This is a genomic window from Nonomuraea sp. NPDC048916, from assembly GCF_040649575.1.
Lineage (GTDB): Bacteria > Actinomycetota > Actinomycetes > Streptosporangiales > Streptosporangiaceae > Nonomuraea.
This window is the reverse complement of record NZ_JBEZFS010000022.1, coordinates 72,524-97,211: the sequence shown is the minus strand read 5'-3', so window position 1 is coordinate 97,211 and position 24,688 is coordinate 72,524. Positions and strand designations below refer to the sequence as shown.

The following is a 24,688-nucleotide window of genomic DNA, read 5'->3' as shown; positions in this document are numbered from 1 at the left end:
CCGCGTGCGCGGCCCCTTGACCTCGGGTGACATCAGGACGAGAACAGCATCCCCACCCAGCTGCGCTGGCGGTGGTGGCCGCCGTGGTGGTGGCCGCCGCGCGGAGGGCCGCCCCACGCGGGACCGGGCGCCGGGGGTGGGGGAGCGGAGTGCCAGCTGGACTCCATCTGGGTCAGCGACTCGAGCTCGCCGTAGTCGAGGAAAATCCCCCGGCAGCTGTCGCACTGTTCGATGTGGACGCCATTGCGCTCATAGGTCCGCATGTTGCCGCGGCACTTCGGGCACTGCATCTCTAGTCGGTCTCCTTGGCCTGGAATCTGTGAGGAAAACCTACCGCGCGCAACGGCGTCATGCTCTGACGATTCTGTTGCACGCTTCGACCAACGAATGCTCGACCTCGTCGAGTTCCCGGCTCTCGCGGTCGGCGTTGAGCACGGCCACCGCGGCCAGCTGCACGGTCAGCGCCCTGGCCGGCAGGTCGAGCGGCCGCCACGGGTCGTCGCCGTCGCCCAGCGCGGGCCCGCCCGAGGCCAGGTAGGCGCCCAGGAACCGGTCCCAGACGGCCGGGTCGAGCAGTCCGGCGGCGTACCAGGCGGCGGGCCTGGCCAGGTCCCAGGCGGGGTCGCCGACGCCGAGGTCGTCGATGTCGATGAGCAGCCAGTGCTCGCGCCGGACCAGCTGGCCCAGGTGCCAGTCGCCGTGGGTGAGCAGGCCGGGCCCCGGCTCGGCCCGGGGCAGCCCGTCGAACGTCCGCCGTAACAGCCGCTCGACCGGGCCGTCGCCGGGCATACGCCGGACCGCCCGCGCGGCCCGCTCCGGACCGCCCGCCGCCGGGAGCGGCGGCAGCAGCGTGAGGGACACGGCGTGCAGCCGGGCCAGCAGCCTGGCCCCTTCCTCCCACGGAGCCGCGTCGGGATCGTCGTGGGAGACGGGCCGCCCGGCGGGCCAGACGGTGACCGCCCGGTCGCCCACCTTCAGCACCTCGGGATCCAGCGGGGCGAGCATCACGCCGCTCAGCGCGGCCGAGGCGGTGGCCGACAGCCGGGGCCGCAGGCTGTCGGGGTCGTCACGCAACGAGTGGGCCTTGACCACGACCTCGCCCCGGCGCAGCACCAGCACGTCGGTGCGGGTGGGATGGACCACGGGGTCGCCGGAACCGCCGTACGCGCCCGCGATGCGGGCAAGTTCCGCCTCCAGATCCACTCGTACAGACTAGGGGGCATGAGAATCGGTTTCGCCGTGCCCCAGTCGGGGGCCTGGGCCACCCCGGACAACATGCGGCGCCTCGCCACCCGGGCCGAGGAGCTCGGCTACCACGAGCTCTGGACGTTCCAGCGGGTGCTCTATCCCGTCGGCCACGAGATGGGGCCGACCTATCGCAGCGTGCACGACCCGGTGGTCACACTTTCCTATCTGGCCGGGGTGACGAGCACCGTGAGGCTGGGCGTGGCGGTGATCAACGCCTACGTCCCGCCGGTGCTGCTGGCCAAGCAGCTCGCCTCGCTGCAGGTGGTCTCGGGCGGCAGGCTGACGGCCGGGCTGGGGCTGGGATGGGTGCCCGAGGAGTTCGAGGCCACGGGCGTGGCCTTCGAGCACCGGGGGCGCAGGGGCGAGGAGTTCGTCGAGGTGCTGCGCAAGGCCTGGACCGACGACGTGGTCGAGCACCACGGCGAGTTCTACCGGATCCCGCCGTCCTACATCGACCCCAAGCCGTCGCCGCCGCCGCCGATCCTGCTGGGCGGCACCGCCGAGGTGGCGCTGCGCCGGGCCGGCCGGCTCGCCGACGGCTGGGTGAGCTCCAGCCGGGAGGACCTGGCGGGCATCGCCCCGCGCATCGCCGCCGTCAAGGAGGCGGCCACGCGGGCCGGGCGCGACCCGGCGGCGTTGCGCTTCGTGTGCCGGGGCGTCACCCAGGTACGGCCCGGGGGCGCCGGCGCGAGCCGGCGCCCGCTCACGGGCTCCTACGAGGAGATCAGGGCGGACGTGGCGGGCCTGGCGGCCAAGGGGGTGACGGACGTCTTCCACGACCTGAACTTCGACCGGGAGATCGCCTCCTCCGCGGACGCGAAGGACACCATGCGCCGCGCCGAGGAGGCCCTGGAGGCCCTGAGCCCCACCGCGTAGGGCGGTCGCCCGCGCCTCGGCGGCTCCGGTGCGGCTCCGTGCGGCCGTCGGCGTCACGTGCGTGATCGCCCTGGCCGTCGCACGGCCGCGCCCTACGCGGTGGCGTGGGCGGCGAGGCGCAGGGCCTCGGCGGCGACCGCGTGGCGCAGGGCGCGGATGCCGTCGCGGCCGCGCACCGGATGCACGGCGTTGGTCAGCAGCACCACCGTCAGCCGGTGGGCCGGGTCGACGACCAGCGAGGTGCCGGTGAAGCCCGAGTGGCCGAAGGCGCCGGTCAGCGGGCCCACGATGGCCGGGTCGCCGATCCGCACGCCCAGCCCGTGACGGAAGGCCGCGCCCTCCGCCCCCTGGTCGCGCAGCATCTCCGCCACGGTGCCGGGACGCAGCATCGCGCCGCCGCCGAGCCGCAGCGTCTCGCCGAAGGTCAGCACGTCGTCGGCCGTGGCGAACAGGCCCGCGTGCCCCGCCACGCCGCCGAGGGCGTAGGAGGTCTCGTCGTGCACCTCGCCGCGCACGCAGCCCGGCCCGGGGCGCTCGGGCTTCCACTCGGTGGCGGCGACGCGCGCCAGCGCCGGCGGCCCCGGCCGGTAGCCGGTGTCGGCCAGCTCCAGCACGCCGGTGACCCTGGCGCGGACCAGGTCGTCGAGCGGCGCGCCGCCGGCCAGCTCGGCGACGTGGCCCATCATGACCAGGCCGACGTCGGTGTAGAGGTAGGGCCCGGCGACCGGGTGGGTGACCGGCGTGTCCGTCATGGCCGCCAGGCGGGCGGCCGCGGAGGCGCCGGGCAGCTCCAGGTCGATGCGGCGGGTGGGCCGCAGTCCGGCCGTGTGGGTGAGCAGGCGGCGCGGCGTGATCCTCGGGTCGCGTCCGGGAAGCCAGGCGGCCACCGGCTCGTCCAGGTCCAGGCGGCCCTCCTCGGCCAGCGAGAGCACGACGGCCGTGGTGAACAGCTTGCTGATCGAGGCCAGGTCGAAGATGGAATCGCGGCGCGCGGGCGGCCGATCCGGGGCGAGAGTCCCCTCCAGGTCCAGATAGCGCACCAGCTCGCCGGTGGCCGAGGACGCCACGACGGCTCCGTCCACGGCGATCAGCGCGACCGCCGCCGAGCACACCCGCGGCACCCCGTCCGCCAGGATCGCGTCCAGCCGATCGGACATCGTTCCCCTCCCCGTTGACATGCCCCCTGTGCGGTCAGCCGCTCAGCGTGTCGCTGAGCCGCTCACCGTGCGACTCCAGCAGCGCGCGCGCCCCCTCGGCGTCGAGCCCGTGCCGGATCATCACCACCGCGGTCTTGGCGTGCCCGCCCGCCGAGGCGAGCGCCTTCTCCGCCGTGTCGTGGTCGGCGCCGGTGATGTCCATGACCATCCGCAGCGCCCGCCCCGCCAGCTTGTTGTTCATCGCCGACATCTCGATCATCTTGTTCCCGTAGGTACGGCCCAGCCGAACCATCGAGATCGTCGAGATCATGTTGAGCACCAGCTTCTGGGCGGTGCCCGCCTTCAGCCGGGTGGAGCCGGTCACCACCTCGGGGCCCACGACCACCTCGATCGCGTGCTCGGCGGCGGCCGACAAGGGGGCGCCGTCGTTGCACGACAGCCCGACGGTGAGCGCGCCGCGCCGGGTGGCCTCCGACAGGGCGCCCAGCACGAACGGCGCGTGCCCGCTGGCCGAGACGCCCACGACCGAGTCGAGCGCCCCCACCTCAAGGCCGGCCATCGCGGCGGCGCCCGCCTCGCCGTCGTCCTCCGCGCCCTCGACCGACCGCGTGAGCGCGTCGGGGCCGCCCGCGATGACTCCCTGCACGAGCTCGGGGTCGGTGCCGAACGTGGGCGGACACTCCGACGCGTCGAGCACGGCCAGCCGTCCCGACGTGCCCGCGCCGACGTACAGCAGCCGCCCGCCCGCCCCCATCCGCGTGGCGATCGCGTCGATGGCGGCCGAGATGGCCGGGATGACCACGGCGACGGCGGCGGGCACGGCGGCGTCGGCCTGGTTCATCAGGCGGGCGATACGCTCGGTCGGCAGCCGGTCGATCTGGCTGTAGCGGGGGTCGCTCTGTTCGGTGGACAGCTCAGGTAGCGGATCAATCATGACGCTAATTTCCACCCTTTACTTCTCTCTTGTAAATATCTTTCAGACAATGGGGTTCATGACGTACGTACGCACCGGAGCCGAGCGGCTGGCCGCGGATCCCGCCCTGGCGGGTGGCGGCCGGCTCGGCCTGATCACGAACCCCACCGGCGTCCTGCCCGACCTGACCCCCACGCCGGACGCCCTGATGGCGGCCGGAGCGCCGCTGACCGCGCTGTTCGGCCCCGAGCACGGCATCCGCGGCACCGCGCAGGCGGACGGCAGTGAGCCTGACTCCGCCGACGCCAGGACCGGGCTGCCGGTCTACGACACCTACAGGCGCTCCGGCGCGGCGCTGGACGAGGTGGTCGCCCGCTCCGGCGTCGACACGCTGGTCTTCGACATCGCCGACGTGGGCGCCCGCTTCTACACCTACGTCTGGACCATGTACGACCTGATGGCATCGGCCTCCCGGCTCGGGCTGCGCTTCGTGGTGCTCGACCGGCCGAACCCGCTCGGCGGCACCGTGACGGAAGGGCCGCCGCTGGACCCGGAGTTCGCCAGCTTCGTCGGCAGGTTCCCGCTGCCGTTGCGGCACGGCAGGACGGTGGGGGAGCTGGCCCTGCTCTTCGGCTTCGACCTGGACCTGCACGTGGTGCGGATAGAGGGCTGGCGGCGCGACATGACCTTCGCCGGCACCGGGCTGCCCTGGGTGATGCCGTCGGTCAACATGCCGACCCCCGACACCGCGCTGGTCTACCCGGGAACCGGGCTGTTCGAGGGCACCACGTTCTCCGAGGGGCGCGGCACCACCCGGCCGTTCGAGCTGGTCGGCGCGCCGTGCGTGGACGACCGGTTCGCCCCGGCCCTCGGCGCGCTCGGGCTGCCCGGCGTGCGCTTCCGCGAGACCTGGTTCACGCCGATGTTCCACAAGCACGCGGGCACGGCCGTGCGCGGGGTCCAGCTGCACGTGCACGACCGGGCGGAGTTCCGGCCGGTGCTGACCGGCCTGTCGATGCTGCACGTGGCCCGCGAACTCTACGACGGCGACTTCGCCTGGCGCGGCCCCGAGCTGCACATGGACCACCTGTGGGGCTCCGACACGCTCACCCGCGGCCTGGACGCGGGACGAGACCCACGAGCCCTGTGCCCCGAACCCGCTCACCCCGAAGGCCGCCTGCTCTACGCCTGACATCTCACGCAAGGTCGCGCCGGTAGAGCCAGAAGACGCGTTCCGCTCGCGCGCCCACGGCGCGCGAGTAGAACCGCAGCGGCCCCACCCAGCCGATCTGGGCGGTGCTCTGCCCGGCGGCGCGCTGATCGGCCAGGCAGCGGCGCAGCAGCACGCCGCCCACGCCCAGCCCGCGCGCCGCGGGCGCGGTGCCCATCGGGCCGAACCACGCGGGCCGGGCGCCCCAGGCGGCGAACGCCAGCACCTCGCCGTCGCGCTCGGCGTAGTGCAGCCCGGCGGCGTTGGCCGCCTCCCAGGCCCAGCGGTCGTTCCAGTGCTCGCGGACGAACGCGACGACCCGCTCGCGCTCCGGCCCGGCCTCCCGGACGTCCACCCCGGCCCGGGCCAGCCTTGCCACGTCCTCGTCCGTGGCAAGGCGGTCGGTGGCCTGGCCGGCGGGCGGTCCGGCTGTGGGGCCGGTGGACAGGTCGGCGGTCATGTTCCAGGCCACGTGGTAGCGCTCGTACCCGAGGCTCTCGGCCAGGCAGGCGGCGGCGGTGTAGCGCACGTCGATGCCCGGCCAGGCGTAGCACGGCGCGTTGCCGGCGAAGCGCGCCTGTGTCGCGCCCCGCGCGCGCAGCCACTCCTCGGCCGCGCGCACCAGCTCCCGGCCGAGCCCGCGGCCCTGCTCGCGAGGGCGCACGGCGAGCAGGTCGATGTGCCCGACCTGGGGGTCCCGGGTGGACATGGACGCCATGACGACCCCGCCCCCGGACACCAGCGCGGTCCACCGGCGGTCGGCGGGCGGGGCGGCCAGCCGCGCGACCAGCGCGGCGGCCTCCCCGGCGTCGAACACGAGTGCCTCGCGCGCCACCTCGGCCGCGACGGCCAGGTCGGCGGCGGCCGGAATCGGGGCGGCGGTCCCGGCGGCGGAGCCCGGCATGCGCCGACCTCGGGCGGATCCGGCTGGGTTGGAGGTCGGTTCCACGGCGTCGTCGGCGTGGGTCACGGGGTCACACCTCGCTCATCGGGCGGGCGATGACGCTGCGGCGCTCCGGGTAGAAGCACGCGTGCTCCTGCGGGACACCCTCCGTCAGCCGCAGCAGCGGCCGCTCGGTCTCGCACCGCTCGCCGCGGAACGGGCAGCGGGGGGCGAACAGGCAGCCGGCGTCGTCCTGGCCGGCCTCCAGCGCCTCCAGCGGCACCACCGGCTGCTCACCCGGCTGCTCCAGCCCGTGCAGGACCGGGATGGCCGACAGCAGCGACTGCGTGTAGGGGTGCACCGGGTCGGCGATCACCGTGTCCACCGGACCGCGCTCCACGACCTGACCCCGGTAGATGACGTAGAGGTCGCCGTCGCCGCCGATGTAGCGGGCCGTGGCCACGTCGTGCGTGATGAACAGCACGCTGACGCCGAGCCGCTCGCGCAGGTCCTTCAGCAGCGCCAGGATGCCGAGCCGGAGCGACACGTCGATCATCGAGACCGCCTCGTCGGCGACGAGCATCTCGGGGTCCACGGTCAGCGCCCTGGCGATGACCACGCGCTGGCGCATGCCGCCCGACAGCTGGTGCGGGTAGCGGGCCAGCACCGTCGCCGGGTCGAGACCCACGAGCGACAGCACCTCGGCCGCCCGCTCGTCCATCCACGTCCTGGACCGCCCGGTCTGCTTGGCCCGCAGCGCCAGCGGCGCCCGCAGGGTCTGGTGGATCGTCCGGGTCGGGTTCAGGGCCGAGTAGGGGTCCTGGTGGATCAGCTGGATCTTGCGGAAGTGCGGCTGGCGCTGCTTGGGCGTGAGCGACGACATCGGGACGCCGTCGATGGCGATCTCGCCGCCGTCGTAGGTCTCCAGCCCGGCGATGATCCGGCCGAGCGTGGTCTTGCCGCAGCCCGACTCGCCGATGAACGACGCCGCGCCGCCCTTGGCGATCGAGAAGTCGACTCCCCGCAGTGCCCGCACCTCCCGGCCGCCGAGCACGCTGCCCCGCTGCTTGAAGGTCTTGACGATGCCGTTCCCCGTGATCACGCGTGCTCCTTCACCTTCACCGCATGGCAGGCCACGATCCTCGGCCCGTGCGCGAGGGCCGCCGGATCGTCGGTGTCGCAGATGTCCATCCGCAGCGCGCACCGCTCCCTGAACACGCACCCCTCCTTGGGCGCGCTCGCCAGCGTCGGCGGCCGGCCCGGCAGCGCCCGCGCCTCGTCGATGTCGCCGATCAGCCGGGGGATCGCCTTGATCAGGCCCTTGGTGTAGGGGTGGCGCGGGTCGCCCAGCACCTGCCTGGTGGGCCCCTGCTCGACCAGCCGCCCGCCGTACATGACCGCGAGCCGGTCGGCGACCTCGGCGACCACGCCGATGTCGTGCGTGATGACCAGCGTGGTGAGCCCGCGCTCGGCGTGCACCTCACGGACGATCTTCAGGATGTTGGCCTGCGTGATCATGTCCAGCGCGGTGGTCGGCTCGTCGAGCACCACCAGGTGCGCGTTGAGCACCAGCGCCAGCATGATGCCGACCCGCTGCCGCATGCCGCCGGACAGCTCGTGCTGGTAGGAGTCGAGCACCCGGGCCCCGTCGAGGCCCATCCGGCCGAGCAGCTCCCTGGCCTCGCGGACCAGGCCGCGCAGGTCCTCGACGCCGTGCGAGCGGCCCAGGTCGAGCAACTGCTTGCCGACCGTCTTGAGCGGGTTGAGGGAGTTCTGGGCGGCCTGGAACACGTACCCGATGTGCGCGCCCCTGGCCTTGCGCAGCCGTTCGCCCTCGAAGCCCACGACGTCGCCCAGCCCGTCGATCTCCACGCTGCCGGTGGAGATCCGGCCCGGCGGCTGCACCGCGTTCAGCAGCGACAGCGCCAGCGTGGACTTGCCGGAGCCGGACTCGCCGACGATGCCGGTGATCGAGCCGGGCTCCAACGTCAGGCTGACGTCGCGCACGGCGGGCAGCTCGCCGGCCGGCGTCTTGTAGACGACCGACAGGCCGTCGATGCGCACGCCCGGCGCCTGCCCTGTTGTTGCCTGGGCCACCGTTACTCCTCACGCAGCCGGGGATTGAAGATCTCGTCCATGGCGTCGACCACGAGCACGATGCCGAGCGTGAGCAGCAGGATCGCCAGCAGCGGCGCCATCAGGTAGCCGAGCGCGTTCGGCTGGATCATGGCCCCGGCCTGGAACACGGCCAGGTTGAGCATCACGCCCCAGTTGTCGGACTCGTAGGGCAGGACGCCGAGGAAGAACAGGCCCACCTGCGCGTAGACGGCGCCGGTGACCGAGATGAGCATGTTCATCGCGATGTAGGGGGCCATGCTCGGCAGCAGTTCCCTGCCGACGATGTGCGACGTGGACAGGCCGAGCCCGCGCGCCGCCTCGATGAAGCCGCGCTCGCGCAGCGACAGGGTCTGTGCCCGTACGGCCCGCGCCACGCCGCCCCAGCCCAGCAGACCGAGCACCAGGCCCATCTGGATCGGGCTGCCGAACTTCCAGACGGTCGCCAGGACCAGCAGCAGCGGCAGGCCCGGGATGGTGAGCTTCATGTCGGTGATCCGCATGAGCACGGTGTCCCAGCGGCCCCGCTTGAAGCCGGAGAACAGGCCGAGCGTGGTGCCGAGGACGACCGTGATGATCGCGGTCACCGTGGCGCAGAGCAGGACGTAGCGGGAGCCGGTGATGACCAGCGCGAGCACGTCCCTGCCCTGTGGGTCGGTGCCGAACCAGTGCTCCCAGCTCGGCGGCTGGGTGATGGCGTTGGCGTTGCCGGGCAGGTGGTCGGGGAAGAACATCGGCCCGAAGACGCCCATGAACGCGAAGCCCACGATGATGACCACACCCGCCATCCGGCTGGGCTTGCGCTTCATCACCCGCCAGACGCCCTGCCAGAAGTTACGGCGCATGGTCGCGGTGGCGGACGTCGCCTCGGGAATGAGCGTGGCGCTCATGTCGCCTCCTCTCCGCTCCGCACCCGCGGGTCGATCACGCTGTAGAACAGGTCGGCCACGATGTTCGCGATGATGACCGCGACCGTGATCAGCAGGAAGGCCCCGCCCATCGTCGCGTAGTCGCGTTCGTTGACGCTGTCGATGAGCAGCAGCCCGAGCCCCGGATAGTTGAAGATCTTCTCGATGAAGACGGCGCCGCCGAGCAACAGCCCCAGGGAGAGGGCGAGGATCGTGAACAGCGGCAGGATCGCGTTGCGCGCGATGTAGCGGAAGACGATCGAGCGCTTCATGCCCCGCAGCTCGGCGGCCAGGATGAAGTCGTCGCCCAGCACGGTGACCACGCTCGACTTCATCGCCAGGATCCAGCCTCCGTACGCCGACAGGGCGTAGGTGGCCACCGGGAGCACGGCGTGCTCGGCGAGCGAGCCGAGATAGCCGGCGTTGAAGCCCGGCTCGAACAGGATGTCCACCGGCCCGTCGGCGGGCAGGATGGGGATAAGCGTCGCGAAGATCACCACGAGCAGCATCGCCAGCACGTACTGCGGGATGCCGTGCAGCAGTGAGCCGGAGATCGCCAGGAGGTCTCCCAGCTTGCCCTTGCGCTTGATCGCCGCGTACACGCCGAGGATGATCCCGACGAGGAAGCTGACCAGCGTGCCGGCCAGCACCGGTAGAACGGTCCACTTCGCTTTCTCGGCGAGCACGTCGAGGACGGGAGTGCCCGGCCTGGTGATGGACTGGCCGAGGTCGAAGCGGAGCAGCCCGGCCATGTAGTCGGTGTACTGCTGCCACATGGACCCCGAGGGCTGGAACCCGTACAGCACCTTGACGGCCTGGGCGGCCGCGTCCGGCGACATGCCCCCCTCGACCAGCTTCTCGAACCGGGCGGCCATGGGGTCGCCGGGGATGTTGTTGACGATGAAGAAGCTGATCGTGGCGACCACGAGAATCATGACGAACCCGCGGGCCAGGTGGCCCGCGAGTCGGCGTGCGATAAGCGTCATATGAGTTACGGCTTCGACTTGACCATGCCGGCCTGGATCCACACGCCGGATGCGAGCACCCCGGTGCCGAGACGGAGAATCTCGTCGTCGTGCGGCCAGCCGGTGAAGCGGCTGTTGTTGACGAACTGGGTGTTGACGTAGTCCCAGAGCTGGATGACCGGCAGGTCCTGGTTGGCCGCCTTGGCCAGCTGCGACATGATCGGCTTCGCCTCCTCCTCGGTGGACGAGTTGAGCTTGGCGGTCAGCTCACCAGGGTTGATCTTGGTGCCGTCGACCTCGATCTCCTCGGGGCCGCCCATCCAGTTGCCGGCCTTGCCCGCGGGGGAGTGCTTGATCTTGCCCGCGACGTTGGTCCAGCCGTTGGAGGCGCCGTAGAGCCGCTGGAAGATGTCGTACGGCGCGGGGCCGAGCGCCATCAGCCAGAAGCCCGCGTCATACTTGCCCGCGGCCAGCTCCTCCAGGTAGAGCGGGAAGTCGGTGGTGGTCACGACCTCGGCGTCGACACCGGCCTTGATCAGCTGGCTCTTGATGTTCTCCTGGGCGGACAGCCAGTCGGAGAAGCCGGCGGGCGCGTGCATGGAGACCTTCCACGGCGAGCCGTCGGCCAGGGCCCACTTGCCGTCCTTCTTCGTCAGCCCGGCCGCCTTGAACTCCTCCTCGGCCTTGGCCACGTCGATCTTGTACGGCTCGAGCTGGCCCAGCGTTTCGGGGATCCAGGCCTGCGCGGCCTTCTGGTGGATGCCGCTGGTGGTGATGGCCGCCGTGCCGCCCTCGGGAGAGGCGACCTTGGTGACCTCCTCGCGGTCGATCAGGTGGGCCAGGCCCTTGCGCACGTGCACGTTGTCATAGGGCTTCTTGGACTGGTTGAACGCCAGGCCCACGGCCACCGGTGAGTAGCCCTTGATGACCTCGCTGCCCGGCGCGGCCTTGATCCGGTTCATCACGTCCGTAGGGGCGGCGACGAACCCGGAGTGGTCCAGCTTGCCGGCGGTCAGGTAGTTCCAGATCTGCTCGTTGCCGGTGTAGTTGAGGAACTTGACCTGGTCGGGTGCGACGTTGGCGGCGTTGAAGAAGTTCTTGTTCTTGACCAGCAGCGCCTCGCCGGGGTTGACCCGCTCCAGCACGAACGGGCCGGCCGAGACGTCCTTGGGCGGCGCGAACGCCAGCACCTTCTCGCCCAGGCCGGTGATCTCCTCGCGGGCCTTCTCGGCGTCGGCGCCGTCGCCGCGAGCGGCCTTGAGCTTGTCCCAGAAGTCCGCGGGCAGGACGCTGTTCCACACGTGCGCGGGCACCACGGTGGTGTCGAGCACGCCGCGGGCGAACTTGGGACTGGGGTTGGCCATGTCCTGGGTGATCTTGACGGTCGCGTTGTCCACGACGGTGACCTCGCTGGCGGCGCCCGCCGCGCCGGGGGTGACCGCGAAAGCCGTGCTGCCGACCGTGTAGGCGATGCCGATGGACAGCTTCACGTCCTCGGCGGTGACCGGCTTGTCGTCGGACCACTTGGCGTTCGGCTGGAGTTTCAGCGTGATCGACGAGTTGTCGGGGGCGATCTCCCAGCTCGCGGCGAGCCCGGGGAGAGCCTGGTTGGGGTCGGTCAGGTGGTTCTTGACCCAGCCGAGCTTCATCGAGTTGTACGCGGAGAAGGAGTTGCCCTTGGGCGCGTACGGGTTGGGCGGGGCCGATGGCTCAAGGCCCGGCCTGTTCACGTCAATTGTGGTGAAGAGCCCGCCACCACCGCCCGAAGAGGACTTGTCGTTGGTGGTGCCGCCGCCGCTGCACGCGGTGGCGGTGGCAAGGCCCAGCAACGCCACTACCGCTGCTAGTCGCTTCATAATGCCGCTCCGGGGGATGTCGGACCTGTTAAAGATCTGTGGGATTGACCGGACCCTACGGTTACGCTCTGGGTGCGTCAATAATCTCCAGACGTTGTGAGGTTAATGTAACTTTCCTTCATCCTCCTGCGCAATGGTGCTCGGCTTCACGTGCCGGAACGTCAGGGGAAGAGGAGGACCGCGGCGCCGCTGACCCGGTCTTCTGCGAGGTCGGTCAGCGCCAGGTCGGCGGAATCGAACGGGTAGGGCGTGATCGTCACGTGTGGAGGGTGGGCGAGCGCCACATCGAGGTAGGCCCGGCCGTCGTCACGGGTGTTGGCGGTCACGCTCCGCAGGGTCCGCTCCTGGAACAGATGCCGCTGGTAATTCAGTTGAGGGATGTCGGTGAGATGGATCCCCGCGACTGCCAGAGTACCCCCACGTCCGAGTGCTTCGAGCGCAGGTGGTACAAGGGTCCCCACCGGCGCGAACAGGATCGCCGCGTCCAGCGGCTCGGGCGGCGCGGTGGCGTCGGCGGAGGCGGCTCCGAGTTCGAGGGCGAGCGCCCGGGCGGCGGGGGCTCGGGTCACGACGTGCACCGTCGCCCCCCGGGCGATGGCCGCCTGCGCGGTCAGGTGGGCCGAGGCCCCGAACCCGTAGATGCCGAGCCGTCCCCCCTCGGGCAGGTCGCAGCGGAGCAGCGCCCGGTAGCCGATGATCCCGGCGCAGAGCAGTGGCGCCAGCCGCTCCGCGGGCACGTCCTCGGGCAGCGGGTAGGCGTAGGCGGCCGGAACCGTGAGGTATTCGGCGTAGCCGCCGTCGGCGTCCCACCCGGTGTAGGCCGAATAGGGACAGAGGTTCTCCGAGCCGCGCAGGCAGTAGCGGCACGCGCCGCAGGTCGAGCGCAGCCAGGCGACCCCGGCCCGCGACCCCAGCGGCAGCCCCTCGCCGCCGACCACGAGCCCCACCGCCTCGTGGCCGGGCACGGTGCGCGGCCGGCGCGGCGGCAGGTCGCCCTCCGCCAGGTGCAGGTCGGTACGGCACACGCCGCACGCCTCCACCTTCACCAGCACCTCGCCCAGGCCGGGCTCGGGGATCGGCCGCTCCTCCATCTCCAGCGGTCCGGTCGCCATCGGGCCCGGCTCGGCCACCACCCACGCCCACATCAGATCGGATCCCACGGCGTCTCCTCGTACATCGCGATCAGCCGCGCCATGATCTCCTCGTCCACCTTCAGCGCGAGGTCGTCGACGCGGCCCACCGGCACGACCCCGATCGAGTTGGCCAGGAACACCGCCCGGTGCCCCGGCAGGTCGGCCGCCGTGAGCGGCCTGCGCACACACGGCGGCCCGGCGCGCTCGATCAGCCGCATCGTGATGCCGTGCAGCATCGGCGCGTCGGGCCAGACCACGCGCTCGCCGTCGAAGCAGCCCAGGTTGGTGATGGCGCCCTCGGAGATGCGGCCGTCGGGGCCGACCAGCAGCGCCTCGTCGTAGCCCGCCGCCCGGGCCCGCTCGCCCAGGTAAGCCTGGGGGAAGCCGCCCAGGTGCTTGATGTGCGGCAGGAAGCGCTGGTAGGCGGCCGAGACGACGGCCCGCGGCTCGGTGGCCACCTCGGCCGGGGGAGTCGCCGTGGCGATCACGCGGATGCCGCCCCGGTCGACCACGATGACCCGCACGCTCGCGTCGGGCTCGCCCCCGAGCGCCGCCCTGACCGAGGCCAGGGCCAGCTCGCGGTCGAGGGGCACGCCGAACAGCTCGGCGTTGGCGCCCTCCAGCCGGTCGAGGTGCAGGTCGAGGCCGCGCACCCGGCCCCGCCGCACCTGCATCGCGGTGAAGTGGCCGTAGCGCGCGGCCACGGCCAGACCCAGGTCGGCGGCCTGCGCCGGCCGCCCGTCCACAGCGACGCGATCGATCACCAGATCAGCCTACGGAACGACCCGCCCGGACGCGGGAAGGCGGGCCGTACGGGGTCGACCTGTACGAGGTGGGAGAGCGGCGGGGGCTCGTCAGGACGCCAGCCGCGACATCGCCAGCGACGCGTACAGCGCCGCGCCGTCGGGCAGGACGGAGTCGTCGAACCTCGCCTCCGGCGAGTGGTTGTAGGGGGCGGTGGCCGGGTCGAGATCCGGCGGGCAGGCGCCCAGGAAGACGAACGCGCCCGGCACCTGCTCCAGCACGTACGAGAAGTCCTCCGAGCCCATCGCCGGCTGCGGGGAGACGAAGTAGCGGCCGGGGCCGAACAACTCGTCGGCGGTCCGCCCGGCGAAGTCCGCCTCGCCCGGGTCGTTGACCGTCACCGGGTAGCCCATGCCGAACGACGCCTCCACACCCAGCCCGTGAGCCGCCGCGATGCCCTCGACGACCTCGACCAGCCGCCGCTTCACCAGCTTGCGGTTGCCCGGGCTGAACGTGCGCACCGTCGCCTCGAAGTACGCCTCTTCGGGGATCACGTTGTCCACGGTGCCCGCGTGGAACTGGCCCACGGTGACCACCACGGGGTCGAACACGTCGAACGTCCTGGTGACCATCGTCTGCAGCGCCGACACCATCTCGCAGCCGGCCTGGATCGGGTCGAGCGCGCGGTGCGGGCTGGAGCCGTGGCCGCCGCGCCCCTTGACCCGCACCGCGAACACGTCGGCGGCGGCCATCACCGGGCCCGGCCGCGAGGCGAACAGGCCGGGAGGCAGCATCGCAGAGATGACGTGCATGCCGTACGCGGCGACGGGCCGGGCGCCCGCGGCGTCGAGCACGCCTTCGCCGATCATGTGCCTGGCGCCCTCGTGCCCCTCCTCACCCGGCTGGAACATGAAGATCACGTCGCCCGCGAGCTCCTCGCGCCGCGCGCTCAGCAGGTGCGCCGCGCCCGCCAGCATCGTGGTGTGCAGATCGTGGCCGCAGGCGTGCATCTGGCCGTCGATCCGCGAGATGTACGGCAGGTCGTTCCGCTCGGCGACGGGCAGCGCGTCCATGTCGCCGCGCAGCAGGACCGAGGGCGCCTGCCCGGCGGCGCCCGCGCCTCCGCGCAGTACGGCGGTGACCGAGCTGAGCGTCTTCCCCGTCGTGATCTCCAGGGGGAGGCCGTCGAGCGCCTGGAGGACCTTCTCCTGGGTGCGCGGCAGGGTGAGGCCGACCTCGGGTGTGGTGTGCAGCGAGTGACGCAACCGGACGAGCTCGTCCCGCATGTCATGGGCGGATTCGGTGAACGACATGTGGACATTGTTCATATACCGGATACGGAATAGGCAACCCCAGATCGGTACGATGTCATGGTGACTGAGCGTAAACGGATCGACTACTGGCTGTCCGACATGGACGGCGTGCTGGTACATGAGGGCAGGCCGGTCCCCGGGGCCGACGAGTTCATCAAGCGCCTCGCCGATTCGGGCAAGCCGTTCAGGGTGCTGACCAACAACTCGATCTACACCCCGCGCGACCTGTCGGTGCGGCTCGCCGCCGCGGGCCTCGACGTGCCGCCCGAGTCGATCTGGACCTCCGCGATGGCCACCGCCGAGTTCCTGGACGACCAGCGGCCCTCCGGCTCCGCCTACGTGGTCGGCGAGGCCGGGCTGACCACCGCGCTGCACGAGGTGGGCTACGTGCTGACCGACCTCGACCCCGACTACGTGGTGCTCGGTGAGACCCGGACCTACAGCTTCACCCAGATCACCCGGGCAATCCGCCTCATCGACGGCGGATCCCGATTTATCGCGACAAATCCGGATCCAGTGGGCCCGTCCATCGAAGGCTCCCTCCCCGCCTGCGGCGCCGTCGCCGCGATGATCACCAAGGCCACCGGCGTCGAGCCCTACTTCGTCGGCAAGCCCAATCCCCGGATGATGCGCGGCGCGCTCAACAAGATCGAGGGGCACAGCGAGACCACCGCCATGATCGGCGACCGCATGGACACCGACATCGTCTGCGGCATGGAGGCCGGGCTCTACACGATCCTCGTGCTCACCGGCGTCACGCAGCGGCACCAGGTCGACCGCTTCCCCTTCCGGCCCTCCCTGGTGGTCGGCTCGGTCGCGGACCTCCTCGACCTGGTCTGAATCGCCGGCCGCCTTACCTGACGGCCGCTGACAGGTACGGGTGGCAGGCTGGCCGTATGACCCGCATCTACCTGGAGCTCGGCCCCAAGAGGGTCTTCGCCTGCTCGCTGGACTGGCCCGGCTGGTGCCGGGTCGCCAAGGGCGAGGAGGCGGCCGTCGACCTGCTCATGGACTACGTGCCGCGTTACCGCGTGATCGCCGAGCGGGCCGGGCTGACGTTCGACCCCGGCCCGCCCGAGGTCGTCGGCCGGGTGCCGGGCAGCGCGACCACCGACTTCGGCGCGCCCGGCGCCGAGTGCGAGCTCGACTCCGAACCCGTCGGCGCCGAGCGGGCCGAACGCGGCGTGGCGGTGCTGCGGGCCGCGTGGGAGCTGTTCGACGAGGTCGTGGCCGTCTCACCGGAGCAACTGCGCAAGGGGCCGCGCGGCGGCGGGCGCGACCTCACGAAGATCTACCACCATGTCGTCGACGCCGAGCGCTCCTATGCCCGCCAGGTGGGCGTGCGGCACAAGCCGTACACGTCCCGCGAGGACCGCGACGCGCTGCGCGAGGAGCTCGCCCAGGTGCTGTCACGCCCCTGGCAGCCGCCGCGGAGCACCGGCTGGACGCCCGCTTACGCCGTGCGCAGGCTGGCCTGGCACGTCATCGACCATCTGTGGGAGATCGAGGACCGCCGCGGCGGATGAGACCCGGCAGGGCCGAGATGTTGGCCGACAGGTAGTCGGCGACCGGCTCCGGCACGACGTGCCGGGAGGTGATCTCCGAGCTGCGCAGCGGCAGCCGCACCACCTCGTAGCGCCCGCGCGCCGGGTCGTCCAGCTCGGGACCGTGGCGCAGCGCCGGATCCAGGCCGACCAGGCGGCAGCCGTACACGTGCTGGGTTTTGATCCCGCCCTGCCAGGGGTAACTCACCGTGATGAGCGGGGTGACGCCGGAGACGGTCGCGCCCAGCTCCTCGAGTAACTCCCTGTGCAGGGTGTCCTCGAGTGTGGCGTCCTCCGGCTCGACGTGGCCGCCCGGCACCGACCAGTAGATCTGGCGGCCGGGCACCGTGCGCCGGAAGAGCATCAGGCGCTCGTCATGATCGAGCAGGACACCACGGACACTCGGTCGCATAGGGGCACTTTATGAGACGGGCACCGTCCTCCGGTAGCCTAACCTACGGTGCCGTAACCTGAAGGAAAGGATCTTCTATGGCGATGACTCAGACGGAGCTGCTGCACGAGCTGGAGCCCGTGGTCGCGGGAGAGCTCGACCGTCATCACAAGATGGCCAAGGAGTGGTTCCCGCACGAGTACGTCCCGTGGAGCGAAGGCCGCGACTTCGACGGCTTCTACCAGGGCGAGGCCTGGCAGGAGAGCGATTCCAAGATCCCTGAGGCCGCCCGCGTCTCGCTCATCGTCAACCTCCTGACCGAGGACAACCTGCCCAGCTATCACCACGAGATCGCCACCACGTTCGGCCGCGACGGCGCGTGGGGCACGTGGGTGCACCGCTGGACCGCCGAGGAGGGCCGCCACGGCACGGCGATCCGCGACTACCTGACCGTGACCCGCGCGGTCGACCCCGTCGCGCTGGAGCGCGCCCGCATGACCCACATGGAGACGGGCTACATCACCGACTACGGGACCATGCTCCAGCAGCTGGCCTATGTCTCCTTCCAGGAGCTGGCCACCCGCATCGCCCACCGCAACACCGGCCGGGCGTCGGGCGACGAGGGCTGCGAGCGGCTGCTGGCCCGCATCGCCGCCGACGAGAACCTTCACATGCTCTTCTACCGCAACCTGCTCAAGGCGGCCTTCGAGCTCGACCCCAACCAGACCATGCGGGCCGTGACCGACGTCGTCACCACCTTCCAGATGCCGGGCTCCAGCATCGAGGGATTCACCCGCAAGGCCATGATCATCGCCCACGAGGGCATCTACGACCTGCGCCTCCACCTCGACGACGTGCTCATGCCCGTGCTGCGGCAGTGGGCCGTCTTCGACCAGACCGGCCTCGACGCCGAGGGTGAGCGGGCCCGCGAGGAGCTGGCCGCCTTCCTGGCCAAGACCGAGACCACGGCCGCCAGGTTCGTCGCCCGCAGGGAGGAACGAAAGGCCCGAGCCGCCATGCGATGATCGGTCCCCATGGACCTCCCCGCCACGCTCATCGTCTCCTTCGCCGCGCTGGTCATGATCATCGCGCTGGCGGGGGCCGCGCGGCGGCTCCTCGGCGTCAGGCTGGGCGCGATCCGCACGTTCCTGGCCGCGCTGCTCGCCTTCTCCCTGGCGGAGCCGTTGCTGTCGCCGATCCTGAGCTCGTTCGCCGTCCCGGAGGCTCCCGCCGACGCGGGCATCGGGCCGCTGTGGGTGTTGTTCCTCGTGGTGATGTGCATCGTGCTCATCCCCATGGTGCTCCTGGTGCTCGCCGAGGCGCTGGTCCCGCCGGGCTCGATCCCGGGGCCGCTCGAGTTCTTCCGGTCGCTGCGCGGCCGGATCTCGCGGGCCAGGCGCTATTCGCAGATCACCAGGATCGCCTTCCGGCACGGCCTCGGCCCTTACCTGCGCGGGCGCGGCGAGCGGCTGGAGGACCGATCCGGCACGGTTCGCCTGGCCTCCTCGCTGCGCCAGGCGCTCGACGACGGCGGCGTCACGTTCGTCAAGCTCGGCCAGGTTCTGTCCACCCGGCGTGACCTGCTGCCGCCGGAGTTCGCCGACGAGCTCGGCCGGTTGCAGGACCAGGTGGCGCCCGCGCCGTGGGAGCAGGTCGAGCCCGTGCTGGTCGCCGAGCTGGGCGGGCCGGTCGAGCAGGTGTTCGCCGAGTTCGACCGCGAGCCGCTGGCCGCCGCCTCGGTCGCCCAAGTCCACACCGCCCGCCTGCACACCGGCGAGGACGTCGTGGTCAAGGTGCGCCGGCCCGGCATCGGCCGCGTCGTGGTCAAGGACCTCGACATCGTCCGCCGGCTGGCGGCCACCCTGGAGACGCGCACCCGCTGGGGCCGCTCGCTCGGCCTGCGCGACCTGGCCGAGGGGTTCGCGCTCGCCATCCGCGAGGAGCTCGACCTCCGCATCGAGGCGGCCAACATGGCGGCCGTCGCCTCCTCCCGCGCCGGCGACGTGACCTACCCCGCCCCGGTCACCGCCATGTGCACCGAACGCGTCCTGGTCATGCGGCGCCTGTCCGGCAGGCCGCTCGCCGCCGCCACCAAGGAGCAGGGCCCCGCGCTCGCCCGCGACCTGCTCGACTGCCTGCTCAGGCAGATCCTCGTCGAGGGCGTCTTCCACGCCGACCCGCACCCCGGCAACATCATGCTGCTCGACGACGGCACGCTCGGCCTGCTCGACTTCGGCTCGGTCGGCCGCCTCGACGCGTCCGTCCGCTCCGCCCTGCAGCGCTTCCTGCTCGCCCTGAACAGGCAGGATCCCCTCGGTGTGACCGACGCGCTGCTCGAGGTGGTGCCCCGGCCGGAGGAGATCGACGAGGCCGCGCTGGAGCGGGCGCTCGGCCAGTTCATGGCCAGGCACCTGGCGCCCGGCATGGACAGCGCGCGGCTCTTCACGGACCTGTTCAAGATCGTCTCCGTCTACGGGCTGTCGATCCCGCCCGAGGTCGCCGCGGTCTTCCGGGCCCTGGCCACGCTGGAGGGCACGCTGGTACGGCTCTCGCCGGGCTTCGACCTCATCGGCGAAGGCCGCTCGTTCGCCGCCCGCCACCTCGCGGAGCAACTCGACGGCGGCACGATCAAGGAGGCGATCACCCAGGAGGCGACCGCGCTGCTGCCGATGCTGCGCCGGCTGCCCCGCCGCGTCGAGCGCATCGCGGCCGCCGCGGAGCACGGCCGCTTCAGCATGAACGTCCGCCTCCTGGCCGACGAGCGCGACCGCCGCTTCCTGACCGGCCTGCTGCACCAGGTGCTCCTCACCGTCCTCGGCGCCACGGCCGGGCTGATGGCGGTGCTGCTGCTCAGCGCCGAGGGCGGGCCACGGGTGACCGAGGTGATGAGCCTGTTCGAGCTGATCGGCTACAACCTGCTCGTCGTCAGCGCCGTCCTGGTGCTGCGGGTGCTCGTCCTGATCTTCCGCCGCCCGCACGAGCTGCGGTCCTGACCGTACGGCGGGCGCTCCCCGTCGGTGTCGCGGTCCGGTGGCACACCGCGCGATCACCGGTGCCCTGACCGAACTCGATGGCCTCTTGACCAGCGGCTGGTCTTGGACAACCCAGACATCGGGCAGTTTTCCGACTACGGGCACACATCGCGACCTTGCGGGAGTAGAGGGTGAGAATCATCGGGATCGCCGCCAGCCTCCACGCAGGATCCTTCGTCAACCGGTTGCTGAAGGCGGTGGGCGGCGAGCTGCCGCCCGGCGTGCACTTCGGGTGCTGGCCGGACCTGGCCGAGGTGCCGCCCTACACCCCCGGGCCGCCGCCCGAACCGGTGGCGGGGCTGCTCCGGTCGCTGGACGAGGCCGACGCGCTGGTGCTGACCGCGCCCGAGCACAGCCTGCTGCCCGCCGAGCTGACCCACACGCTGGGCTGGCTGTCGGCCTTCGGCGCGCTGGCCGGCAAGCATGTCGCGGTGATGAGCGCCAGCGCGCGGGCCTGCGGCGCCATGTGGGCGCAGGCCGAGCTGTACAAGGAGCTCTCCGCCGCGGGAGCCGTCGTGATGGGCGGCGAGCTGGTCATCTCGCCCAGCTGCCCCCACTTCGACGAGAAGGGCCGGCTGATCGCCCGCTACCTGCGCGACCAGGTGCTCGACGTGGTCCGCCAGCTGTGCCCGGTGTCCGTCGGGCAGCCCGCCTTCGGCGAGCCCGTTCTCAGGGAGCCGGCCCTCTCGGCCTGACTCAGGCGCCGGCCTCGCCGGACAGCTCGCGTTCGAGCCGCGTCCGGGTGCGCGCGATGTGGCCGCGCAGCAGCGCCCCGGCCTGCTCGCTGTCGCCCTCCTTGAGCGCCACGTAGATGAGATAGTGCTCGGCGCGCATCACCTCGTGCTCGTCGTCGTCGGGACGGACCGTGTTGCTGTACGCCCGGCGCGCGTGCTGCGTGGCGTTCCAGAAGTCGCCGACGATCCGCCGCAGCCGGGCCGGCGCTCCCTCGTAGCAGGCCAGGTGGAATTCGCGGTCGAGCTGGAGGACCGTCTCGGGGTTGTCCCGGTCGGCCTCGATGTCGGTGTGCAGGTTGCGGAGCTGCCGGAGCTGCGCCTCGGTGAGCCGGGGCGTGCTGAGCTCGATGGCGAGCGGTTCGAGCCGTTCGCGCATGAGGTAGATCTCGCGGACCTCGGTGATGTCGAGCTTCGCGACCCGGGCGAAGCTGTTGGGCGTCAGGTGGACCAGGCCCTCGCTCTCCAGTTGCCGGAGCGCCTCGCGCACGGGGATGCGGCTCACGTCGAGCGCGCCGGCGATCTGCTCCTGCGGGATGCGCTCGCCGGGGGCGAGCAGGCCGCTGACGATCGCCTCCCGGATTGCCCGCGTGACGAAATGGCTCAGCGACTCGCCTCCCTGACGCCGGGTCCGCCACTGCTGCGCGTCGGATGCCATCGCTCTCCGTTCTCTCCGTAGCCGAGTCACCTCTGGATAATTGGATCCTACATACGCTCGCCGCCGGGTCGCAAAGAACGATCCGCCCCCAGTGAGACGGCCTGGTGTCGCCCGCTGGAAGACTCTCTTGACAGCTATCTAGGTGAATTGGATACTCGGATCCAATTCTTCCAGGCACTCCCCGTTGACGGGGCCACCGCGGAGTGAGACGGCGAAAGGTGGAACCATGCGAGACCACGAACGCGGAGGGCTCCGGCCGACCCGCAGGCAGATGCTGCGAGGAGGGCTGGGCGGCGCCGCCCTGCTGGCCATGCCCCAGCTCCTCGCCGGATGCGGCGACGGCGGCGGAGGCGGGAGCGCCGGCGGCGGCACGACCACGGTGACCTTCGCCAGCAACGGCGGAGCCCTGCAGAAGGCGCAGGAACAGGCGTACCTCAACCCGTACATGCTGGCCAACCCCGGCATCAAGATCGTCCAGGACGTCGGGTCGACCGACTACGCGCGCATCGAGGCGATGGTGAAGTCGGGCCTGGTCACCTGGGACCTGGTCGACGTCGGCGGCGACTTCGGCACCGGCGATCAGGAGGCCCTGCTCGAACCACTCGACTGCGGCCTCATCGACTGCCTCGCGGGCGAGGGCGGCACCCGATACCGCGTGCCGCTGCACCGGTACGCGAGCGTCATGGGCTACCGCACCGACAAGACGCCCGACCCGCCGAAGACCTGGGCCGAGTGGTTCGATCTCGACGCCTACCCGGGAAAGCGGGCCTTCTTCCGGGTGTCCGGCCCCACGGGCATCTACGAGTCGGCGCTGCTGGCCGACGGCGTGGCCATCGACAAGCTGTTCCCGCTCGACGTCGACCGGGCCTTCCGCAAACTCGACACCATCAGGTCGTCGCTCATCTGGGCGCCCTCTCCCACGGACACCGTACGGCTGCTCGCCGACGGAGAGGTCACCCTCGCGTCCGTCTTCTCCAGCCAGGCGTACGCCATGGCGCGTGACGGCGCCAAGATCGGCGTGGTGTGGAACGAGTACGGGCTCGGCAGCGACTACCTCGTCATCCCGAAGGGGGCGAAGAACAAGGACGCCGCCATGGCCCTCGCCGCCTACATGACCGGCGGCGAACGGAACGCCCAGCTGTCCAACATCTACCCGGTCGCGCCCGGCCACCCGGACGCCCGGCCCGACGAGTCGGCGCCCACCTACGACTTCCTGCCCTCCGGCAAGGGCGGCACCTCCTTCGCCTACGACAGCCGCTACTACGCCGACAACCAGAAGATGCTCGCGCAGCGGCTGAACGAATGGCTGAAGCGGTGACCCGCCCGGAGGACCCGCCCGAAGGACCCGCCGTGGCCTCCGGGAGCCTGACGGCGAGGACGGCGAGGACGGCGAGGCGGACGCCCGGCTGGGGGCTCCTGGCCCTCCCCGGCGTCGTGTTCCTGCTGCTGTTCTTCGGCTGGCCGATCGGGGACATGGCCATCCTCAGCCTCACCGAGCCGTCCCCGGTCAACTACGCGGTCTTCACGGAGTCACCCGTCTACCGGGACGCCTACGTCACGACGTTCCTCGTCGCGGCGGTCACCACCGGAGCCTGCCTGCTGCTCGGCTATCCGTACGCCTACGTGATGCACGTCTCCGGCCGCCGGCTCGCCCTGGTGCTCGGGTTCTTCGTGCTGCTGCCGTTCTGGTCGAGCATCCTCGTGCGCACCTTCGCCTGGTCGGTGTGGCTGCAGGACAGCGGCATCGTCAACACCGCGCTGATGAGCGCGGGCATCGTCGACGAGCCGCTCCCGCTGATCCGCAACGCGCTCGGCACGACCATCGGCATGACGCACGTGCTGCTGCCGTTCATGGTGCTCTCCCTCTACGCGGGGATGCGGCGGATCGACCCGGATCTCACCCGCGCGGCCAAAAGCCTCGGCGCGTCGCCGCTCACCGCGTTCCGCCGGGTCTTCCTGCCGCTCAGCAAGGCCGGCGTCTACGCGGGCAGCCTCATCGTGTTCGTCATCTCGCTGGGGTTCTACCTCACCCCGGCGATCCTCGGCGACCCGGGCGAGCCGCTCGTCGGCCAGCTCATCGTCGAACAGGTCAGCGGCCAGCTGGAGTTCGGCGTGGGCGGCGCGCTCGGCGTCGTCCTGCTGGTCTCGACGCTGGCCATCGTCTGGGCGGGCACGCGGCTGGTCGACCTGCGCACCGTCATGGGATACGAGGAATGATGCGCCGGATCCCCTGGAAGGGCGGCCTGCGCTCGGCCGTCGCGCTGATCGCGGTCTTCCTGCTGCTGCCCACCCTCGTCGTCATCCCCCTCTCGTTCACCGAGGGCAGCCTGCTGCGCTGGCCGCCGCGCGGCTTCAGCCTGAGGTGGTACGAGACCCTGCTGGCCGACCCGGCCTGGCGCGACGCGACCCTGAAAAGCCTCGAGGTGGCGCTCTGGACGGCGCTCGCGGCGACGGCCATCGGCACCACGACCGCGCTGGGGCTCACCCGGGGACGCTTCCGCGGCCGGCAGCTGATCAGCTCGCTGTCGCTGAGCCCGATCGTCGTCCCGACGGTCATCACCGCGATCGGAACGTACTTCGTCTTCGTGCGGCTCGGGATCGTCGGCACGACCGCGGGGCTGGTGCTGGCGCACACCGTGCTGGCGCTTCCCCTGGTCATCGTCTCCGTGACCAACAGCCTGCGCTCGTTCGACCGCAACCTCGAACTCGCGGCCCTGAGCCTCGGCGCCGGACCTGTCTCCACGTTCTTCCGGATCACGTTGCCCCTGGTCGCGCCGGGAGTCGCGGCCAGCGCGCTGTTCGCGTTCATCACCTCGTGGGACGAGATCGTCGTCGCGCTGTTCGTGACCGACCCGGTGGTGCGCACCCTCCCCGTCGTGATCTTCAACCAGCTGCGCAGCGGAGTGGACCCGACGGTCGCGGCGGCGGCCACCCTGCTCGTCCTGGTCACCGTGACGGCGCTCGGAGTCGCCCTGGCCGCCCGGCGCGGGCTCAAGACTTGAAGGAACCCG

The 24,688-nt window shown here is 71.5% G+C and carries 25 protein-coding genes; 10 read left to right on the top strand and 15 right to left on the bottom strand.

The genetic code is table 11. From position 1 onward, the window contains the following. Window positions 1–32 precede the first annotated feature (32 nt). Both AB0C16_RS24030 and AB0C16_RS24025 read right to left on the bottom strand, forming a co-directional pair. The gene (locus AB0C16_RS24030; RefSeq protein ID WP_357686138.1) at window positions 33–290 is read right to left on the bottom strand and encodes a zf-TFIIB domain-containing protein; all 258 of its coding nucleotides are present in this window, start codon (window positions 288–290) and stop codon (window positions 33–35) included. Window positions 291–348: 58 nt separating this feature from the next. Further along, a complete protein-coding gene (locus AB0C16_RS24025) occupies window positions 349–1,203 on the bottom strand; it encodes a phosphotransferase (protein ID WP_357686137.1) in 855 nt (284 codons plus the stop codon). An 18-nt stretch (window positions 1,204–1,221) separates the two neighbouring features. Between AB0C16_RS24025 and AB0C16_RS24020 the strand changes: the two genes are divergently transcribed. Continuing rightward, complete coding sequence (locus tag AB0C16_RS24020) at window positions 1,222–2,124, top strand: TIGR03619 family F420-dependent LLM class oxidoreductase (protein WP_357686136.1); 903 nt, start codon at window positions 1,222–1,224, stop codon at window positions 2,122–2,124. Between the two features lie 92 nt (window positions 2,125–2,216). On the opposite strand, the gene AB0C16_RS24015 is transcribed toward AB0C16_RS24020, so the two are convergent. Both AB0C16_RS24015 and murQ read right to left on the bottom strand, forming a co-directional pair. Next, window positions 2,217–3,281, bottom strand: coding sequence for a serine hydrolase domain-containing protein (locus tag AB0C16_RS24015; protein ID WP_357686135.1), 1,065 nt, complete (start codon window positions 3,279–3,281; stop codon window positions 2,217–2,219). A gap of 34 nt (window positions 3,282–3,315) precedes the next feature. Beyond that, window positions 3,316–4,215 carry an N-acetylmuramic acid 6-phosphate etherase gene (gene murQ, locus AB0C16_RS24010; RefSeq protein ID WP_357686134.1) on the bottom strand — a complete coding sequence of 300 codons (900 nt, stop codon included), beginning with the start codon at window positions 4,213–4,215 and terminating at the stop codon, window positions 3,316–3,318. Between the two features lie 58 nt (window positions 4,216–4,273). On the opposite strand from murQ, the gene AB0C16_RS24005 reads away from it, so the two are divergent. Then, window positions 4,274–5,386 carry a DUF1343 domain-containing protein gene (locus AB0C16_RS24005; protein WP_357686133.1) on the top strand — a complete coding sequence of 371 codons (1,113 nt, stop codon included), beginning with the start codon at window positions 4,274–4,276 and terminating at the stop codon, window positions 5,384–5,386. 4 nt (window positions 5,387–5,390) lie between these two features. Here AB0C16_RS24005 and AB0C16_RS24000 read toward each other — a convergent pair whose 3' ends face one another. The 9 genes from AB0C16_RS24000 to AB0C16_RS23960 all read right to left on the bottom strand — a co-directional run bounded on the left by AB0C16_RS24000 (window position 5,391) and on the right by AB0C16_RS23960 (window position 15,321). Continuing rightward, entirely contained in the window at window positions 5,391–6,308 is a 918-nt protein-coding gene (locus AB0C16_RS24000) for a GNAT family N-acetyltransferase (RefSeq protein WP_357686132.1), read from the bottom strand. A 70-nt stretch (window positions 6,309–6,378) separates the two neighbouring features. Then, the gene (locus tag AB0C16_RS23995) at window positions 6,379–7,389 is read right to left on the bottom strand and encodes an ABC transporter ATP-binding protein (protein WP_357686131.1); all 1,011 of its coding nucleotides are present in this window, start codon (window positions 7,387–7,389) and stop codon (window positions 6,379–6,381) included. Further along, window positions 7,386–8,384, bottom strand: coding sequence for an ABC transporter ATP-binding protein (locus AB0C16_RS23990; protein ID WP_357686130.1), 999 nt, complete (start codon window positions 8,382–8,384; stop codon window positions 7,386–7,388). The genes AB0C16_RS23995 and AB0C16_RS23990 overlap by 4 nt, the downstream gene beginning before the upstream one ends. Window positions 8,385–8,386: 2 nt before the next feature. Continuing rightward, window positions 8,387–9,292, bottom strand: coding sequence for an ABC transporter permease (locus tag AB0C16_RS23985; RefSeq protein WP_357686129.1), 906 nt, complete (start codon window positions 9,290–9,292; stop codon window positions 8,387–8,389). Continuing rightward, window positions 9,289–10,296: an ABC transporter permease gene (locus AB0C16_RS23980; RefSeq protein ID WP_357686128.1), complete on the bottom strand. Its 1,008-nt coding sequence runs from the start codon at window positions 10,294–10,296 to the stop codon at window positions 9,289–9,291. Before AB0C16_RS23980 ends, AB0C16_RS23985 begins: the two co-directional genes overlap by 4 nt. Before the next feature lie 5 nt (window positions 10,297–10,301). After that, window positions 10,302–12,131 carry an ABC transporter substrate-binding protein gene (locus AB0C16_RS23975; protein ID WP_357686127.1) on the bottom strand — a complete coding sequence of 610 codons (1,830 nt, stop codon included), beginning with the start codon at window positions 12,129–12,131 and terminating at the stop codon, window positions 10,302–10,304. Between the two features lie 161 nt (window positions 12,132–12,292). Continuing rightward, a complete protein-coding gene (locus AB0C16_RS23970) occupies window positions 12,293–13,291 on the bottom strand; it encodes a zinc-binding alcohol dehydrogenase family protein (protein WP_357686126.1) in 999 nt (332 codons plus the stop codon). Then, entirely contained in the window at window positions 13,276–14,028 is a 753-nt protein-coding gene (locus AB0C16_RS23965) for an aminotransferase class IV (RefSeq protein WP_357686125.1), read from the bottom strand. Before AB0C16_RS23965 ends, AB0C16_RS23970 begins: the two co-directional genes overlap by 16 nt. Window positions 14,029–14,118: 90 nt before the next feature. Further along, complete coding sequence (locus AB0C16_RS23960; RefSeq protein WP_357686124.1) at window positions 14,119–15,321, bottom strand: M20 family metallopeptidase; 1,203 nt, start codon at window positions 15,319–15,321, stop codon at window positions 14,119–14,121. A gap of 57 nt (window positions 15,322–15,378) precedes the next feature. On the opposite strand from AB0C16_RS23960, the gene AB0C16_RS23955 reads away from it, so the two are divergent. Together AB0C16_RS23955 and AB0C16_RS23950 are read left to right on the top strand one after the other, a co-directional pair. Then, window positions 15,379–16,161 (top strand): HAD-IIA family hydrolase, encoded by a 783-nt coding sequence (locus AB0C16_RS23955; RefSeq protein ID WP_357686123.1) that lies wholly within the window; start codon window positions 15,379–15,381, stop codon window positions 16,159–16,161. A 56-nt stretch (window positions 16,162–16,217) separates the two neighbouring features. Then, window positions 16,218–16,847, top strand: coding sequence for a hypothetical protein (locus AB0C16_RS23950; protein ID WP_357686122.1), 630 nt, complete (start codon window positions 16,218–16,220; stop codon window positions 16,845–16,847). Here AB0C16_RS23950 and AB0C16_RS23945 read toward each other — a convergent pair. Further along, entirely contained in the window at window positions 16,804–17,277 is a 474-nt protein-coding gene (locus AB0C16_RS23945; RefSeq protein WP_357686121.1) for an NUDIX hydrolase, read from the bottom strand. The genes AB0C16_RS23950 and AB0C16_RS23945 overlap by 44 nt on opposite strands. An 83-nt stretch (window positions 17,278–17,360) precedes the next feature. Here AB0C16_RS23945 and AB0C16_RS23940 point away from each other — a divergent pair, with 83 nt between their 5' ends. From AB0C16_RS23940 to AB0C16_RS23930, 3 genes are all read left to right on the top strand, one after another. Then, on the top strand, window positions 17,361–18,281 hold the full coding sequence (locus AB0C16_RS23940; RefSeq protein ID WP_357686120.1) for an acyl-ACP desaturase: 921 nt from the start codon (window positions 17,361–17,363) through the stop codon (window positions 18,279–18,281). Between the two features lie 9 nt (window positions 18,282–18,290). After that, the gene (locus AB0C16_RS23935; protein ID WP_357686119.1) at window positions 18,291–20,249 is read left to right on the top strand and encodes an AarF/UbiB family protein; all 1,959 of its coding nucleotides are present in this window, start codon (window positions 18,291–18,293) and stop codon (window positions 20,247–20,249) included. Between the two features lie 170 nt (window positions 20,250–20,419). Next, a complete protein-coding gene (locus AB0C16_RS23930; protein WP_357686118.1) occupies window positions 20,420–20,983 on the top strand; it encodes an NAD(P)H-dependent oxidoreductase in 564 nt (187 codons plus the stop codon). A 1-nt stretch (window position 20,984) separates the two neighbouring features. Here the strand turns inward: AB0C16_RS23930 and AB0C16_RS23925 are convergent, their stop codons facing one another. Further along, window positions 20,985–21,677, bottom strand: coding sequence for a GntR family transcriptional regulator (locus AB0C16_RS23925; RefSeq protein WP_357686117.1), 693 nt, complete (start codon window positions 21,675–21,677; stop codon window positions 20,985–20,987). 226 nt (window positions 21,678–21,903) lie between these two features. Between AB0C16_RS23925 and AB0C16_RS23920 the strand changes: the two genes are divergently transcribed. The 3 genes from AB0C16_RS23920 to AB0C16_RS23910 are packed head-to-tail and all read left to right on the top strand — an operon-like array spanning window position 21,904 to window position 24,679. After that, window positions 21,904–22,995, top strand: coding sequence for an extracellular solute-binding protein (locus AB0C16_RS23920; RefSeq protein WP_357686116.1), 1,092 nt, complete (start codon window positions 21,904–21,906; stop codon window positions 22,993–22,995). After that, window positions 22,980–23,894 carry an ABC transporter permease gene (locus AB0C16_RS23915; protein WP_357686115.1) on the top strand — a complete coding sequence of 305 codons (915 nt, stop codon included), beginning with the start codon at window positions 22,980–22,982 and terminating at the stop codon, window positions 23,892–23,894. The genes AB0C16_RS23920 and AB0C16_RS23915 overlap by 16 nt, the downstream gene beginning before the upstream one ends. Further along, complete coding sequence (locus AB0C16_RS23910; protein WP_357686114.1) at window positions 23,891–24,679, top strand: ABC transporter permease; 789 nt, start codon at window positions 23,891–23,893, stop codon at window positions 24,677–24,679. Before AB0C16_RS23915 ends, AB0C16_RS23910 begins: the two co-directional genes overlap by 4 nt. Window positions 24,680–24,688: the final 9 nt, after the last annotated feature.